This window comes from Citrobacter sp. Cpo037 (genome assembly GCF_030332945.1).
GTDB lineage: Bacteria > Pseudomonadota > Gammaproteobacteria > Enterobacterales > Enterobacteriaceae > Citrobacter > Citrobacter portucalensis.
The window spans coordinates 69242-81798 of sequence record NZ_JAOWGW010000080.1 but is presented as its reverse complement, the minus strand read 5'-3'; the positions used below and the strand labels follow the sequence as shown (position 1 = coordinate 81798).

The window sequence follows — 12557 nt, the reverse complement described above, 5'->3', positions numbered from 1 at the left end:
GGATAAATCACACTCTACCATGCCAGCCATTGGGTCAATGCTCAGATTCGCCACTGTGGTGAAAATTCGTTATCATCCGTTCCCACACCTCATTCTGGCCGCCTGATGTCTACGATCCTCGATACCTTTATTGCCCCGCCTTGCCATGACGAGATAGAGACCCTCTATCAGGACGAGCATCTGTTGCTCATCAATAAACCCCGCGGGTTGCTTAGCCTGTCGGGCAAAAATCCGCAGAATCTCGATTCGGTACATCACCGGCTGGTACAGATTTACCCTGGCTGCACGCTGGTACATCGGCTTGATTTCGGCACTTCTGGGCTGATGGTGGTCGCTCGTAACAAGGCTATCAACGCCGCGCTTTGCCAGCAGTTCAGCCAGCGTACGGTCACTAAGGTGTACAGCGCGCTGTTATGCGGGCATCTGGAAAACGACGAAGGGGTTATCGATGCAGCGATTGCTAAAGACCCGGCGCTGTTTCCATTGATGTCGATTTGTGCTCTCAACGGCAAACCCGCACGCTCGCGCTATCAGGTTGTCGAGCGTTTTTATCATCGTCAGGAAGAGGGGGCGTTGCTCCCCTTGACGCGAGTGCAACTGACGCCTGAAACCGGGCGTACCCATCAACTACGGATCCACTGTCAGCAGTTAGGACATCCCATTTTAGGATGTGATTTGTATGGCGGGCGTTTGCTGCCTGGCACTGAACAAACGCCGCGATTGATGCTGCATGCCAGTGAACTGCATTTCAGGCATCCCATTAGTGAAGCGTGGATGAACGCCAAAAATGACAGCCCGTTTTGAGGCGAAAAAAAGCCGCCTGGCGGCGGCTTTTATGAGGTTATCGCGCAGCGCGTTGTAAAATAACCGCTGACGGCTGGCGTTGTAGAAACCGCATCCGCAGCATCATCAGTATCGCCGCAGAGGTCAGGCCGATAATAAAGCCCATCCAGAATCCCGCTGGTCCCATCCGGTCAACTACCAGATCGGTAAGCGCCAGAATATAACCGCTCGGCAGACCCAGCACCCAGTATGCCGTAAAGGTAATAAAGAAAATGGAACGCGTATCTTTATAACCACGCAGGATCCCGCTGCCAATAACCTGGATAGAGTCCGAAATTTGATACACCGCGGCCAGTAACATGAGCTGAGCCGCCAGGGCGACAACTTCCGGGTTATTGTTATAGAGCAGGGCAATATGCTCGCGGAATGTCACGGTGAAAATCGCCGTTACGACAGCCATGCAGACACCAACACCCAGACCCGTTCTGGCTGCAGTTTGCGCATCCAGCGTGGAGCCCTGGCCCAGACGATAGCCGACACGAATGGTGACGGCGGCAGCCAGAGACATCGGCAGGACGAACATTAACGAGCTGAAGTTCAGTGCGATTTGGTGTCCGGCTACGTCGACAATCCCCAGTGGAGAAACTAGTAGCGCGACCACCGCAAACAACGTCACTTCGAAAAATAACGCCAGCGCGATAGGTAAACCCAGCTGTACCAGACGCTTCATTACTGCGGTGTCAGGTTTCTGGAAACCACGCTCATTACGGATATCGCGCATTGAACGCGCACGTTTGATGTAAGAGAGCATGGCGATAAACATCACCCAGTACACCGCTGCTGTTGCCACACCACAACCCACGCCACCCAGTTCCGGCATGCCTAAATGCCCATAGATGAAAACATAGTTAACTGGAATGTTCACCAGCAGGCCGAGAAATCCCATCACCATCGCCGGTTTAGTCTTTGCTAATCCTTCGCACTGGTTACGGGCTACCTGGAAGAACAGATAACCCGGTGCGCCCCACAGCAGGGCACGCAGGTAGCCAACGGCTTTATCCGCCAGCGCCGGGTCGATGTTATGCATGGAGCGAATAATGTACCCCGCATTCCATAGCACAACCATAATCAGCACGGAGACGCTGCCCGCCAGCCAGAAGCCCTGACGTATTTGATGGGCGATACGGTCGCGGCGTCCGGAACCATTGAGTTGCGCAATTACCGGCGTCAACGCCAGCAGTAGTCCGTGACCAAACAGAATGGCCGGTAGCCAGATGGACGTACCAATGGCGACTGCCGCCATATCCGTCGCGCTGTATCCGCCCGCCATGACGGTATCAACGAATCCCATTGCGGTTTGAGCGATTTGCGCAAGAATCACCGGAATTGCCAGAGCTAATAACTGACGCGCTTCACTTACATACTTTTGCACGTGTACACCACTATATTGTTGTTATTTGAGAGACTAAAAAAGCCGCCTTATATGGCAGCAAGGAGAAAAAGCAGGGGAAATTTCAGTCTATTGTAGCGAGGAATACGTAATTCTCCAGTGAAAAAACAGGCGCTGGTGGCGCATTGCTGGCAACCTGAATTTCCACCTGCTATTGTGCTGTGCAGAGATGTCTTAATTGAGTTCAGGAGTAGGAAGTATGTTTACGGGTATTGTGCAGGGCACCGCAAAATTGGTGTCCATTGATGAAAAACCAAATTTTCGTACGCATGTTGTGGAGTTGCCTGAATATATGCTGGATGCGCTGGAGACCGGCGCATCGGTTGCCCACAATGGGTGCTGCCTGACGGTCACCGAAATTAACGGTAACCAGATAAGCTTCGACCTGATGAAAGAAACGCTGCGTATCACCAACCTGGGCGATCTGAAGGTCGGAGATTTGGTTAACGTTGAACGTGCGGCAAAATTCAGTGATGAGATTGGCGGACATTTAATGTCGGGCCATATTATGACCACTGCCGAAGTGTCGAAAATTCTGACCTCGGAGAATAACCGTCAGGTGTGGTTTAAAGTCCAGGATCCGTCGCTGATGAAATATATCCTGTACAAAGGATTTATTGGTATTGACGGAATCAGTCTGACGGTCGGTGAAGTGACGCCGACGCGTTTCTGTGTGCATTTGATTCCGGAAACGCTGGAGCGCACTACGCTTGGCAAGAAAAAGCTGGGCGCACGGGTTAATATCGAAATCGATCCCCAAACGCAGGCGGTGGTTGATACCGTTGAACGTGTCCTGGCGGCGCGTGAAAGCGCCATCAGCAACATAACGGGCGAAGCGGGAGCCTAAGCCAGAGAGTAAAGCCCCCGTTGCTACGGGGGCGAAAACGATTAGCGGGGAACGCGCAGACCGTGTTCAACACCGCGGGAAAATACCACCTGCCATAGCTGAATGTCGCGAGCACGAAACGCCCCGGCGCAGGCGTTCAGATAATAGCTGAACATCCGTTTGAAACGTTCGGTATAGTTATCGGCGATTTCAGGCCATGAGTTCATGAAACGCTCGTGCCATGCCATCAGCGTCGTGTCGTAATCCGCGCCAAAATTATGCCAGTCCTCCATCACAAAATGCGGTTCGCTGGCGTTGGCAATCTGGCGAACTGACGGCAAACACCCGTTTGGGAAGATATACTTATTGATCCACGGATCAACGTTATTGTCGGTTTTTTTGGAGCCGATGCTGTGCAGTAAAAAGAGACCATCCGGTTTTAAATTACGATCGACCACCTCAAAATAGGTGGCGTAGTTCTTCGGTCCAACATGTTCAAACATGCCGACGGAGACAATGCGGTCGAATTTGTCGTTCAGGTCGCGATAATCCTGCAGCAAAATGGTGACATCCAGCCCAGCGCAACGTTCCTGTGCCATTTTCTGCTGTTCTGCCGAAATGGTCACACCCACCACGCTCACACCATATTGCGATGCCATAAACTGGGATAAACCACCCCAGCCACAGCCAATATCAAGCACCCGCATTCCTGGCTTCAGTTGCAATTTTTCAGCAATCATTTTGAGCTTCGCCTGTTGGGCAGATTCCAGAGTGTTGGCATCTTTCCAGTAGGCGCAGGAATACTGCATATAGGGGTCAAGCATGCGGGTAAAGAGATCGTTGCCCAAATCGTAATGTTCTTTGCCGACCATCCACGCACGTTTTTTGGTCTGTAAATTGAACAGGCGAGCCGTGGCGATACGTAGCGTATCTTTAAAGTGGCGGGGGAGTTGGTTTTCAAGACCGGCACGCAAGACTTTACTAAAAAACATGTCCAGCCGGTCGCATTCCCACCAGCCATCCATATAACTTTCACCCAACCCTAACGATCCTTCCTGCAATACGCGTTTGAAAAAATCGGGGTTCTTTACTCGAATATCAGCCGGTGCAGGGCCATTAATGGCAATGCCTGCACGGCTCAATAATTCATTGGTAATGCGGTACCAGTCATCATCCGGTACGCTGACGTCTTCTATACATGATGAACTCATAGCTTCTCCATCACTGGTCGGTGATCAGAACCTTAAAACAGCGTAGACGCTTTTTTGGGCTTTGTGAGAAATCTCACGGAATTAATCCGCGAATCTATAATCCGACGTAGAACAGAGGAAGGGAGAAACCCTTGCCGAAAAGGCCATCCGTGGTAAAACGGGAACGTTCTTGTCCCCGTTAACGCATTAAAATTATCGTTTTTTTAACAACTGAAAATCAGTATATGCCTGAATTTTTGACGATTCAACCGATAATTGTTAGCGGGCTAACTAAATGCCCGCAACCATTATTAGTGCGACTCTCCGTGGGCAACTTGCGCATGATCATCTGTTTGCGGGGCGTCAGTTTTCTGCGATTGCATTTTGTAACCCACAGCAGCCAGCAATACTGTTGTCAGCATAACGCTGGTGGTGGTGAGCAGCGGGGTGGCAATCAACCAGGAAACGACAAGGCTTGCCAGGAAGCATAAACCCAGTTGCAGCGTATTCTGCAATGCGGCTGCGCGTCCCGTGGCCTGTGGGAAAGGGCGTAATGCCTGCGCGACAACGATAGGGTAGATTGCGCCGTTCGCAATCGCCATAACGCAGAATGGGATCAGGATTTCAGCCAATGCAACATGATGAATAAAACCGGTCGCCCAGGTGCCTACAACGCTGAAGGCATACAGGATGAGTAACCAGGGCAGCAGCTGACGACCCTGCCATTTTTGCAGCGCTGCACGACAGCCGTAACCACCAATTAAGAAGGCGATAGTTTGCGGAACATAGCTCAGACCAATTACCGCTGGGCTATAACCCATTTCGCTGAGGATGAACGGGGAACCCGTCAGCCATGCGAAAAAGCTCGCGGAACAGGCGGCATAAATCAGCACGTTTCCACGGTAAGTTTTCGAGCGCAGCAAGGTGGCGAAAGTCAGTTTATCCTGGCTGTCATCGCGCGCTTTAGCCGTTGGCTTTAGACGCAGAGCCGGAAGCATCAGAATCAGAGTAATGGCAAACAGAGTGGCAAAAATGGCCTGCCAGGAAAAATGTACCAGGATCCAACTGCCTAATAGCGGGGCGAGTGCAGGAGATAACCCGACCAGCGGCATAATAGTAGCAAAGATGCGGTTTACTTTTTGTGAAGGATAATAATCGGTAACCAGCGCTTGCCAGATAACCGATGCCGCACAGACGCCAACGGCCTGAACAAATCGCAGTACCAGTAGACCAGTGGCGTTTTCAACCCACAGCATACCCAGACTGCCTAGTGCGAAGATAGATAAACCCAGCAGCAAAATAGGCTTGCGACCATAGTGGTCAGAAAGCGGCCCCCACAGCAGTTGTGCGACGGCAAAACCGGCTAAGAACAAGCTCAGGCTGGCGCTGACGGCAGATGCAGGTGTTTGCAGATCGGACTGAATAGCAGCAAAGGCGGGTAGATACATATCCGTTGCCAGAAAACCAAGCACGCTAAGACCAGCCAGCCAGACTAAAAACCCTTTCCCAGGTTGCATCATCATTTCTCTTTTTTAGCAGTAGAACAATGCCGCTGAGTGTAGTGAGTGTAATTCTCGCTGTGAAACGCTAATATTTGCTTACTGATTTCAAATTTTTTGCAGGCAGAATATGTGGTCGGAATATTCACTTGAAGTGGTTGATGCGGTTGCGCGTAACGGTAGCTTTAGTTCGGCCGCGCAGGAGCTGCACCGTGTACCTTCGGCGGTAAGCTACACCGTGCGCCAGCTGGAAGAGTGGCTGGCGGTGCCACTTTTTGAGCGACGCCATCGGGATGTTGAATTAACGCCTGCCGGGGCGTGGTTTTTAAAAGAAGGCCGCTCTGTTATCAAAAAAATGCAGATCACGCGCCAGCAATGTCAGCAAATTGCTAACGGCTGGCGCGGACAGCTGGCGATCGCCGTCGATAACATTGTCCGCCCGGATCGTACCCGACAGATGATAGTGGATTTCTACCGTCACTTTGATGATGTGGAATTGTTAGTTTTTCAGGAAGTGTTTAACGGCGTGTGGGACGCACTGTCTGATGGACGCGTGGAACTGGCCATCGGTGCCACACAGGCCATTCCGGTCGGGGGGCGCTATACCTTCCGCGATATGGGAATGCTGAGCTGGAGCTGCGTGGTAGCCAGCCATCATCCACTGGCGTCAATGCCTGGACCGCTAAGTGATGACACGTTGCGCAACTGGCCGTCACTGGTGCGCGAAGATACCTCTCGAACATTGCCGAAGCGTATTACCTGGCTGCTGGACAACCAAAAGCGCGTAGTCGTGCCGGACTGGGAATCCTCAGCGACCTGTTTGTCCGCGGGATTGTGCGTGGGCATGGTACCGACGCATTTTGCCAAACCGTGGATCGATAGCGGCAAATGGGTTGCGCTGCAACTGGAGAACCCTTTTCCTGATGCCGCATGCTGCCTGACATGGCAGCAGAACGATACGTCACCGGCATTGAGTTGGCTGCTGGACTATTTAGGGGATAGTGAAACGTTGAACAAGGAATGGCTGCGGGAGCCAGATGAGACTCCCGCACAACAGGCTTAACGGCGGTAATCGCGGAACGGACCGTCGGCAACGGAGCGACGCTCAACCAGGCGCGGATGCACCTCGATAGACTGTGACTCTTCACGTTTATTCACGATACGGTCTAACAGCATGTTGAAGGCCGTTTCACCCAGTGAATCCTTCGGCTGGTGAATGGTCGTCAAGGCCGGCGTGAAGAAGCGGGCGTTGCGCACGTTGTCGTAGCCGATGAGTGAGACATCCTGCGGTACGCGCAGTCCCATTTCGTCAGCGGCGCACAGCGCACCCATTGCCATAATATCTCCACCGCAGAAGACCGCGGTCGGACGATGAGACTGCGACAGAATTTGCTGCATGGCGCGATAGCCGGATTCAGGCTCAAAATCGCCCTGGACAATCCAGTTTTCAGGCACTTTAATCAGCGCTTCTTCCATCGCTTTCATAAAGCCAGCCAGACGCCCGGCCCCGGTGTTACGTTCCATTGGGCCAGGGATCACGCCAATCTCACGATGACCGCGTTCTACCAGATACCGGCCCGCCATGTAACCGCCTTCGAAGGCGTTATCAATGACCGTATCGGTAAAGTCGGCTTTTGCTTCGCCCCAGTCCATGACGACCATCGGGATATGGCGATACTCTTCGAGCATCGAAAGCAGTGACTCCGGATACTCAGAACACATCACCAGCAGACCATCAACGCGCTTTTGCGCCATCATCGACAGATAAGCCTGCTGCTTTTCGAGACTGTTCCATGCGTTACCCAGGATCAGGGTATAGCCTTTCTGGAAACAGTTTTTCTCAACGGCTTCGATAATTTCGGCGAAATAGGCCGCTTCGCTGCTGGTCGCCAGCAAGCCGATAGACTTGGTGTGATTTACCTTCAGGCTGCGGGCAACAGCACTCGGAGAATAGTGCAGTTCTTTGATTGCTGCCCAGACAGCATTACGTGTTTCTTCCGCGACAAAGCGCGTCTTGTTAATTACGTGTGATACGGTTGTAGTGGAAACGTTTGCTCGCTTCGCTACATCTTTAATTGTTGCCATTACATCTCACTCCAGACCATATCCTAAGCTCCTGAGAATACTCCAGGTAAACGTTTGCCTTTACACACCCTTATCGCAACGTAAGGGTTGCGGCACGCCGGGAAAACGACACGGAACGTCAGGAAGGGGTCAATGGCCGGTACGCTAATCAAGTAAGCGTGGAATTTTGTCTGATCTTAACGAAAAGGGGAAGAGTTAAAAGCAGTTATCAATATAAATCGTGAGAGATTTTTGCTTTCAAGTGTGTAAAAATGCGCAATATCACTTTTTGTGTGGGAATAAAAAGGAGAAAACTTGATGAGCACCGATCTGAAATTTTCGTTAGTGACTACCATTATTGTTCTGGGTTTGATCGTCGCGGGTGGTCTGACCGCAGCGCTGCATTGATTTCCCCGAGGGAGTTAGCTCTCCCTCATCCCTTCGACTCGTTTTTCCCCTGTATTGTTTGCGAATAAGCAAAAGTCTTTTGCAGTTTTGTTAACTTTATTAATTTTGCGATCAATGTCATGCTTTTGACTCTTATTTTATGTCGTGCCACGGCTCGACGATACGGAGTCGAAATATGAAAATCAATTACCCTCTACTGTCGCTGGCAATCGGGGCGTTTGGTATTGGCACCACCGAGTTTTCGCCAATGGGGTTATTGCCCGTCATTGCCAAAGGTGTGGACGTCTCGATTCCGGCGGCTGGCATGCTGATCAGCGCTTATGCAGTAGGTGTGATGGTAGGTGCACCGCTGATGACATTGCTGCTGTCTCATCGTGCGCGACGTAATGCTTTGATATTCCTGATGGCGATTTTCACGCTGGGTAATGTGCTTTCGGCTATCTCGCCGGATTACACCACGCTGATGCTATCGCGTATTTTGACCAGTCTTAACCATGGAGCCTTTTTTGGTCTCGGTTCTGTGGTTGCAGCCAGTGTGGTACCCAAACATAAGCAGGCCAGCGCTGTGGCAACGATGTTTATGGGGTTAACTATCGCCAATATTGGCGGCGTTCCGGCGGCGACCTGGCTTGGTGAAACCATCGGCTGGCGCATGTCGTTTATGGCCACTGCAGGGCTGGGCGTCATTGCGATGGTCAGCCTGTTCTTCTCATTACCCAAGGGGGGAGCAGGAGAGCGCCCGGATGTCCGTAGCGAACTGGCGGTACTTATGCGCCCGCAGGTGCTGTCGGCGTTACTGACTACCGTACTGGGTGCTGGGGCGATGTTCACGCTGTATACCTACATCTCGCCGGTTCTGCATACTATCACTCATGCTACACCGGCATTTGTTACCGGGATGCTGGTGTTGATAGGTGTTGGCTTCTCGATCGGTAACTATTTTGGCGGCAAACTGGCTGACCGTTCAGTCAACGGTACGCTAAAAGGCTTTTTACTGCTGCTGATGGTTATTATGCTGGTCATTCCTTTCCTTGCGCGTAATGAGTTGGGAGCGGCGGTCAGTATGGTGGTCTGGGGCGCGGCGACGTTTGCGGTCGTTCCACCGTTGCAGATGCGTGTGATGCGCGTTGCCAGCGAAGCACCTGGATTATCATCGTCAGTCAATATTGGCGCGTTTAATCTGGGGAACGCACTGGGGGCTGCGGCCGGTGGGGCGGTAATATCTGGCGGCCTGGGCTACAGTTTTGTGCCGGTAATGGGGGCGATTGTGGCGGGTCTTGCGCTGCTGCTGGTGTTCATTTCCGCAAGAAGACAGCCTGAAGAGGCTTTCACTACCGCGAATTAATGCAAAAACGCAGAAGGAAGTCCTTCTGCGTTATCTTTTTTATGCTGCGAAGTTCTTCGCAACAAATTCCCAGTTCACCAGTGCCCAGAAATGTTCCAGGTAGCCAGGACGAGCATTGCGATAATCGATGTAGTAGGCGTGTTCCCATACGTCAACGGTCATCAGCGGCGTCGCGTCGGTGGTCAGCGGAGTACCTGCGTTGGAGGTGGAGACGATAGCCAGTTTGCCATCCGTTCCTTTAACCAGCCAGGTCCAGCCAGAACCGAAGTTTTTGATAGCGGCATCGGTGAATTGCGCTTTGAAATCTGCAAAGCTGCCAAAGGAAGCGGCGATTGCATCGGCCAGTTTTCCGGTCGGTTCACCACCTGCGTTTGGTGCCAGGCAGTTCCAGTAGAACGTGTGGTTCCATACTTGTGCTGCGTTATTGAATACACCGCCTTCAGAGCTACGAACGATCTCTTCCAGTGATTTGCCTTCAAACGCCGTGCCTTTAATCAGATTGTTCAGATTGGTCACGTAAGTTTGATGGTGTTTGCCATAGTGATATTCCAGCGTTTCGGCAGAAATGTGCGGTGCCAGAGCATCTTTGGCATACGGTAATGCAGGTAATTCAAACGACATTGCTTCTCTCCTTATTATTTATATTGAGTACACACAATAGCCTCATTGTGAGTAAGGATAGGGTAGCAAATTGAAAGGTTATGCAAAAGAAGAACTTACCCTACAGTATGTTCTGTAGGGTAAGTTTTTAGCGAATTGTTTTTGGCGTCATTACCCGACGAGCGCCCACATAGTGGCGCTGCCAGTAATCTTCGCTCAGAGAGGTGATTTGAATTTCCTGCCCGCTGCGCGGTGACTGAATAAACTTACCGTTGCCGACGTAGACGCCGACGTGATCGGCTGTGCCGCGACCCTGGGTACGAAAGAATACCAGATCGCCATTTTTCAGTTCGCCACGTTCAATTGGTGCGGCATCACGCAGATGGTACATTTCATTCGCGGTACGCGGAATGTGGAACTTCACCAGATCTTTATAGGCGTAATAAACCAGACCGCTGCAGTCAAACCCGGTTCTTGGCGAGGAGCCGCCCCAACGATAAGGTTTACCGATTTGGTTCATCAAGGTGGACATAGCTGTTTTAGTCGCTTTCTGCACTTTCACTTTATGTGCGTCAGCAAGCGTAGTCGGTGCAGTGGTTTTCACCTTCACGCAGCGTGGTTTATGACCTTTGCGCGGTGTGCATTTTTCCGTCCAGGTAACGGCTGCGGTTTGTGCTGCGGCAGTTTTACCACGGCGATTTGCAGTTTTAGTCGACTTTGCCGGAGTGGCAGTGCGTTTTTTAGAAGAGGAAGCGGTTTTGGTGCTGGTTTTGCTGGTGGTCTTTGTCGCCGTTTTCTTACTGGTCTTTGTTGTTTTTTGGCTGGTTGTTGCGCTTTTCTTTTTATCTACCGTTTTGATGGTGTGAGAATTGGTAGGTGTCGTCCTGGCCTGCTTGGAAGCATGAGCCATAGGCGTAAAGGGCAGTGTAGTAAAAAGCAAAGCACAGAGCGTGATCGAGATTCGGTTTATCCGCGCCACTGAGCAGTCCTCTGGTAAGGCAGGTCTATCGTGCCTGCGTGTGATTTTCAAAACTTGATGATTCTAATCTATAGAAAGAGGGAAAGTTAATAGCTTTTTTTGTTTAAAACTATGTTTCGTAACCGACCGCAAAAAAAAACAGCAATTAACGTTTGAGTTGGTGAACGGATAATCAAATCCACATGTTTGAAGGGGATAAGTGAGATTGTGAATGCAACTTTTAGCGTCAGGGGATAAAATAATAACGCGTAATGAAAATGTTATTTTCCGTTGCCTGTCTGACCCGTTACAATGTCAGACTACTGCCGTAAAAGAAGTTTAAGGAAGCAAGATAATGAGCACCACTATCGAAAAAATCCAGCGCCAGATCGCTGAAAACCCGATTCTCCTGTACATGAAAGGTTCCCCTAAACTGCCAAGCTGCGGTTTCTCCGCACAGGCTGTGCAGGCGCTGTCAGCCTGTGGTGAACGCTTTGCTTACGTTGATATTCTGCAGAACCCGGATATTCGCGCCGAACTGCCGAAATACGCAAACTGGCCGACCTTCCCGCAACTGTGGGTTGATGGTGAGCTGGTTGGCGGTTGTGACATTTTGATCGAAATGTACCAGCGCGGTGAGTTGCAGCAGCTGATTAAAGAAACAGCAGCGAAATACAAAACCGAAGAGCCGGACGCTGAGTAATACCAGCAGAAGTAAAAAAGCGACCTGAAATGGTCGCTTTTTTTATATCGCCGTTACGCTTCTTCAGGCACGGGAAGAGGCCAACCGCCGAGACGTTTCCAGCGGTTAACGATTTCGCAAAACAGCACGGCCGTACGTTCGGTGTCATACAGCGCCGAGTGCGCCTGATTCCCGTCAAACTCCATTCCCGCCGCCAGGCACGCTTTTGATAACACAGTCTGCCCCAGAGACAGGCCGCTTAATGCCGCCGTATCAAAGGTTACAAATGGGTGGAATGGGTTACGTTTGATTGAGGCGCGTTCTGCTGCAGCCATCATGAAACTGTGGTCGAACGTAGCGTTATGCGCCACCATGATCGCCCGATTGCAGCCGCTGTCTTTAATGCCTTTACGCACCATTTTGAAGATGGCATGCAGAGCATCATATTCGCTGACCGCACCGCGTAGCGGATTGTTAGGGTCAATACCGTTAAAGGCGAGCGCTTCCGGTTGCAAATTGGCACCTTCAAACGGCTCTACGTGGAAATGTAACGTCGTGTCCGGCATCAGCCAGCCTTGTTCATCCATTTTCAGTGTGATGGCGGCAATCTCAAGCAGCGCATCGGTTTTGGCATTGAACCCTGCGGTTTCGACATCAATGACGACAGGATAAAAACCACGAAAACGGTCACACAGACCGGAAAGTTGAGCGTTATCGGACATCTGGGTCTCTTAATACGGGAAAATTGCAGC

Annotated in this window: 13 protein-coding genes; 6 read left to right on the top strand and 7 right to left on the bottom strand. The window is 51.2% G+C overall.

What is annotated here, in order from left to right; translation table 11 throughout:
- Nucleotides 1–105 precede the first annotated feature (105 nt).
- Nucleotides 106–804 (top strand): RluA family pseudouridine synthase, encoded by a 699-nt coding sequence (locus OGX94_RS21405; RefSeq protein ID WP_257661694.1) that lies wholly within the window; start codon nt 106–108, stop codon nt 802–804.
- A 37-nt stretch (nt 805–841) separates the two neighbouring features.
- Here OGX94_RS21405 and mdtK read toward each other — a convergent pair whose 3' ends face one another.
- Nucleotides 842–2215, bottom strand: coding sequence for a multidrug efflux MATE transporter MdtK (mdtK, locus tag OGX94_RS21400; protein WP_008784661.1), 1374 nt, complete (start codon nt 2213–2215; stop codon nt 842–844).
- 217 nt (nt 2216–2432) lie between these two features.
- On the opposite strand from mdtK, the gene OGX94_RS21395 reads away from it, so the two are divergent.
- Nucleotides 2433–3080 (top strand): riboflavin synthase, encoded by a 648-nt coding sequence (locus OGX94_RS21395; protein ID WP_003832752.1) that lies wholly within the window; start codon nt 2433–2435, stop codon nt 3078–3080.
- Between the two features lie 41 nt (nt 3081–3121).
- Here the strand turns inward: OGX94_RS21395 and cfa are convergent, their stop codons facing one another.
- Nucleotides 3122–4270: a cyclopropane fatty acyl phospholipid synthase gene (gene cfa, locus OGX94_RS21390; RefSeq protein WP_003832753.1), complete on the bottom strand. Its 1149-nt coding sequence runs from the start codon at nt 4268–4270 to the stop codon at nt 3122–3124.
- Between the two features lie 290 nt (nt 4271–4560).
- Entirely contained in the window at nt 4561–5766 is a 1206-nt protein-coding gene (gene punC / locus OGX94_RS21385) for a purine nucleoside transporter PunC (protein WP_003832754.1), read from the bottom strand.
- Nucleotides 5767–5878: 112 nt separating this feature from the next.
- Between punC and punR the strand changes: the two genes are divergently transcribed.
- The gene (gene punR / locus OGX94_RS21380) at nt 5879–6811 is read left to right on the top strand and encodes a DNA-binding transcriptional activator PunR (protein WP_003029215.1); all 933 of its coding nucleotides are present in this window, start codon (nt 5879–5881) and stop codon (nt 6809–6811) included.
- Here punR and purR read toward each other — a convergent pair.
- Nucleotides 6808–7833, bottom strand: a complete 1026-nt coding sequence (purR, locus tag OGX94_RS21375) for an HTH-type transcriptional repressor PurR (protein WP_003832757.1) — start codon at nt 7831–7833, stop codon at nt 6808–6810. The genes punR and purR overlap by 4 nt on opposite strands.
- 297 nt (nt 7834–8130) lie before the next feature.
- On the opposite strand from purR, the gene cydH reads away from it, so the two are divergent.
- Together cydH and OGX94_RS21365 are read left to right on the top strand one after the other, a co-directional pair.
- Entirely contained in the window at nt 8131–8220 is a 90-nt protein-coding gene (gene cydH, locus OGX94_RS21370; protein WP_003029209.1) for a cytochrome bd-I accessory subunit CydH, read from the top strand.
- Between the two features lie 175 nt (nt 8221–8395).
- Nucleotides 8396–9565 carry an MFS transporter gene (locus OGX94_RS21365; protein WP_257661695.1) on the top strand — a complete coding sequence of 390 codons (1170 nt, stop codon included), beginning with the start codon at nt 8396–8398 and terminating at the stop codon, nt 9563–9565.
- A gap of 39 nt (nt 9566–9604) precedes the next feature.
- On the opposite strand, the gene sodB is transcribed toward OGX94_RS21365, so the two are convergent.
- Both sodB and OGX94_RS21355 read right to left on the bottom strand, forming a co-directional pair.
- A complete protein-coding gene (gene sodB, locus OGX94_RS21360) occupies nt 9605–10186 on the bottom strand; it encodes a superoxide dismutase [Fe] (RefSeq protein ID WP_003029205.1) in 582 nt (193 codons plus the stop codon).
- Between the two features lie 127 nt (nt 10187–10313).
- Complete coding sequence (locus tag OGX94_RS21355; protein WP_257661696.1) at nt 10314–11144, bottom strand: C40 family peptidase; 831 nt, start codon at nt 11142–11144, stop codon at nt 10314–10316.
- Nucleotides 11145–11478: 334 nt separating this feature from the next.
- Between OGX94_RS21355 and grxD the strand changes: the two genes are divergently transcribed.
- The gene (gene grxD, locus OGX94_RS21350) at nt 11479–11826 is read left to right on the top strand and encodes a monothiol glutaredoxin 4 (protein WP_003832760.1); all 348 of its coding nucleotides are present in this window, start codon (nt 11479–11481) and stop codon (nt 11824–11826) included.
- Between the two features lie 53 nt (nt 11827–11879).
- Here grxD and rnt read toward each other — a convergent pair whose 3' ends face one another.
- Nucleotides 11880–12527 (bottom strand): ribonuclease T, encoded by a 648-nt coding sequence (gene rnt, locus OGX94_RS21345; RefSeq protein ID WP_257661697.1) that lies wholly within the window; start codon nt 12525–12527, stop codon nt 11880–11882.
- Between the last annotated feature and the right edge of the window lie 30 nt (nt 12528–12557).

Excerpts from the sequence above, each read along its gene's own strand:
- OGX94_RS21405 (WP_257661694.1), top strand. The coding sequence starts at position 106 with ATGTCTACGATCCTCGATACCTTTATTGCCCCGCCTTGCCATGACGAG.
- OGX94_RS21395 (WP_003832752.1), top strand. The coding sequence starts at position 2,433 with ATGTTTACGGGTATTGTGCAGGGCACCGCAAAATTGGTGTCCATTGAT.
- cfa (WP_003832753.1), bottom strand. The coding sequence starts at position 4,270 with ATGAGTTCATCATGTATAGAAGACGTCAGCGTACCGGATGATGACTGG.
- punC (WP_003832754.1), bottom strand. The coding sequence starts at position 5,766 with ATGCAACCTGGGAAAGGGTTTTTAGTCTGGCTGGCTGGTCTTAGCGTG.
- punR (WP_003029215.1), top strand. The coding sequence starts at position 5,879 with ATGTGGTCGGAATATTCACTTGAAGTGGTTGATGCGGTTGCGCGTAAC.
- purR (WP_003832757.1), bottom strand. The coding sequence starts at position 7,833 with ATGGCAACAATTAAAGATGTAGCGAAGCGAGCAAACGTTTCCACTACA.
- cydH (WP_003029209.1), top strand. The coding sequence starts at position 8,131 with ATGAGCACCGATCTGAAATTTTCGTTAGTGACTACCATTATTGTTCTG.
- OGX94_RS21365 (WP_257661695.1), top strand. The coding sequence starts at position 8,396 with ATGAAAATCAATTACCCTCTACTGTCGCTGGCAATCGGGGCGTTTGGT.
- sodB (WP_003029205.1), bottom strand. The coding sequence starts at position 10,186 with ATGTCGTTTGAATTACCTGCATTACCGTATGCCAAAGATGCTCTGGCA.
- grxD (WP_003832760.1), top strand. The coding sequence starts at position 11,479 with ATGAGCACCACTATCGAAAAAATCCAGCGCCAGATCGCTGAAAACCCG.
- rnt (WP_257661697.1), bottom strand. The coding sequence starts at position 12,527 with ATGTCCGATAACGCTCAACTTTCCGGTCTGTGTGACCGTTTTCGTGGT.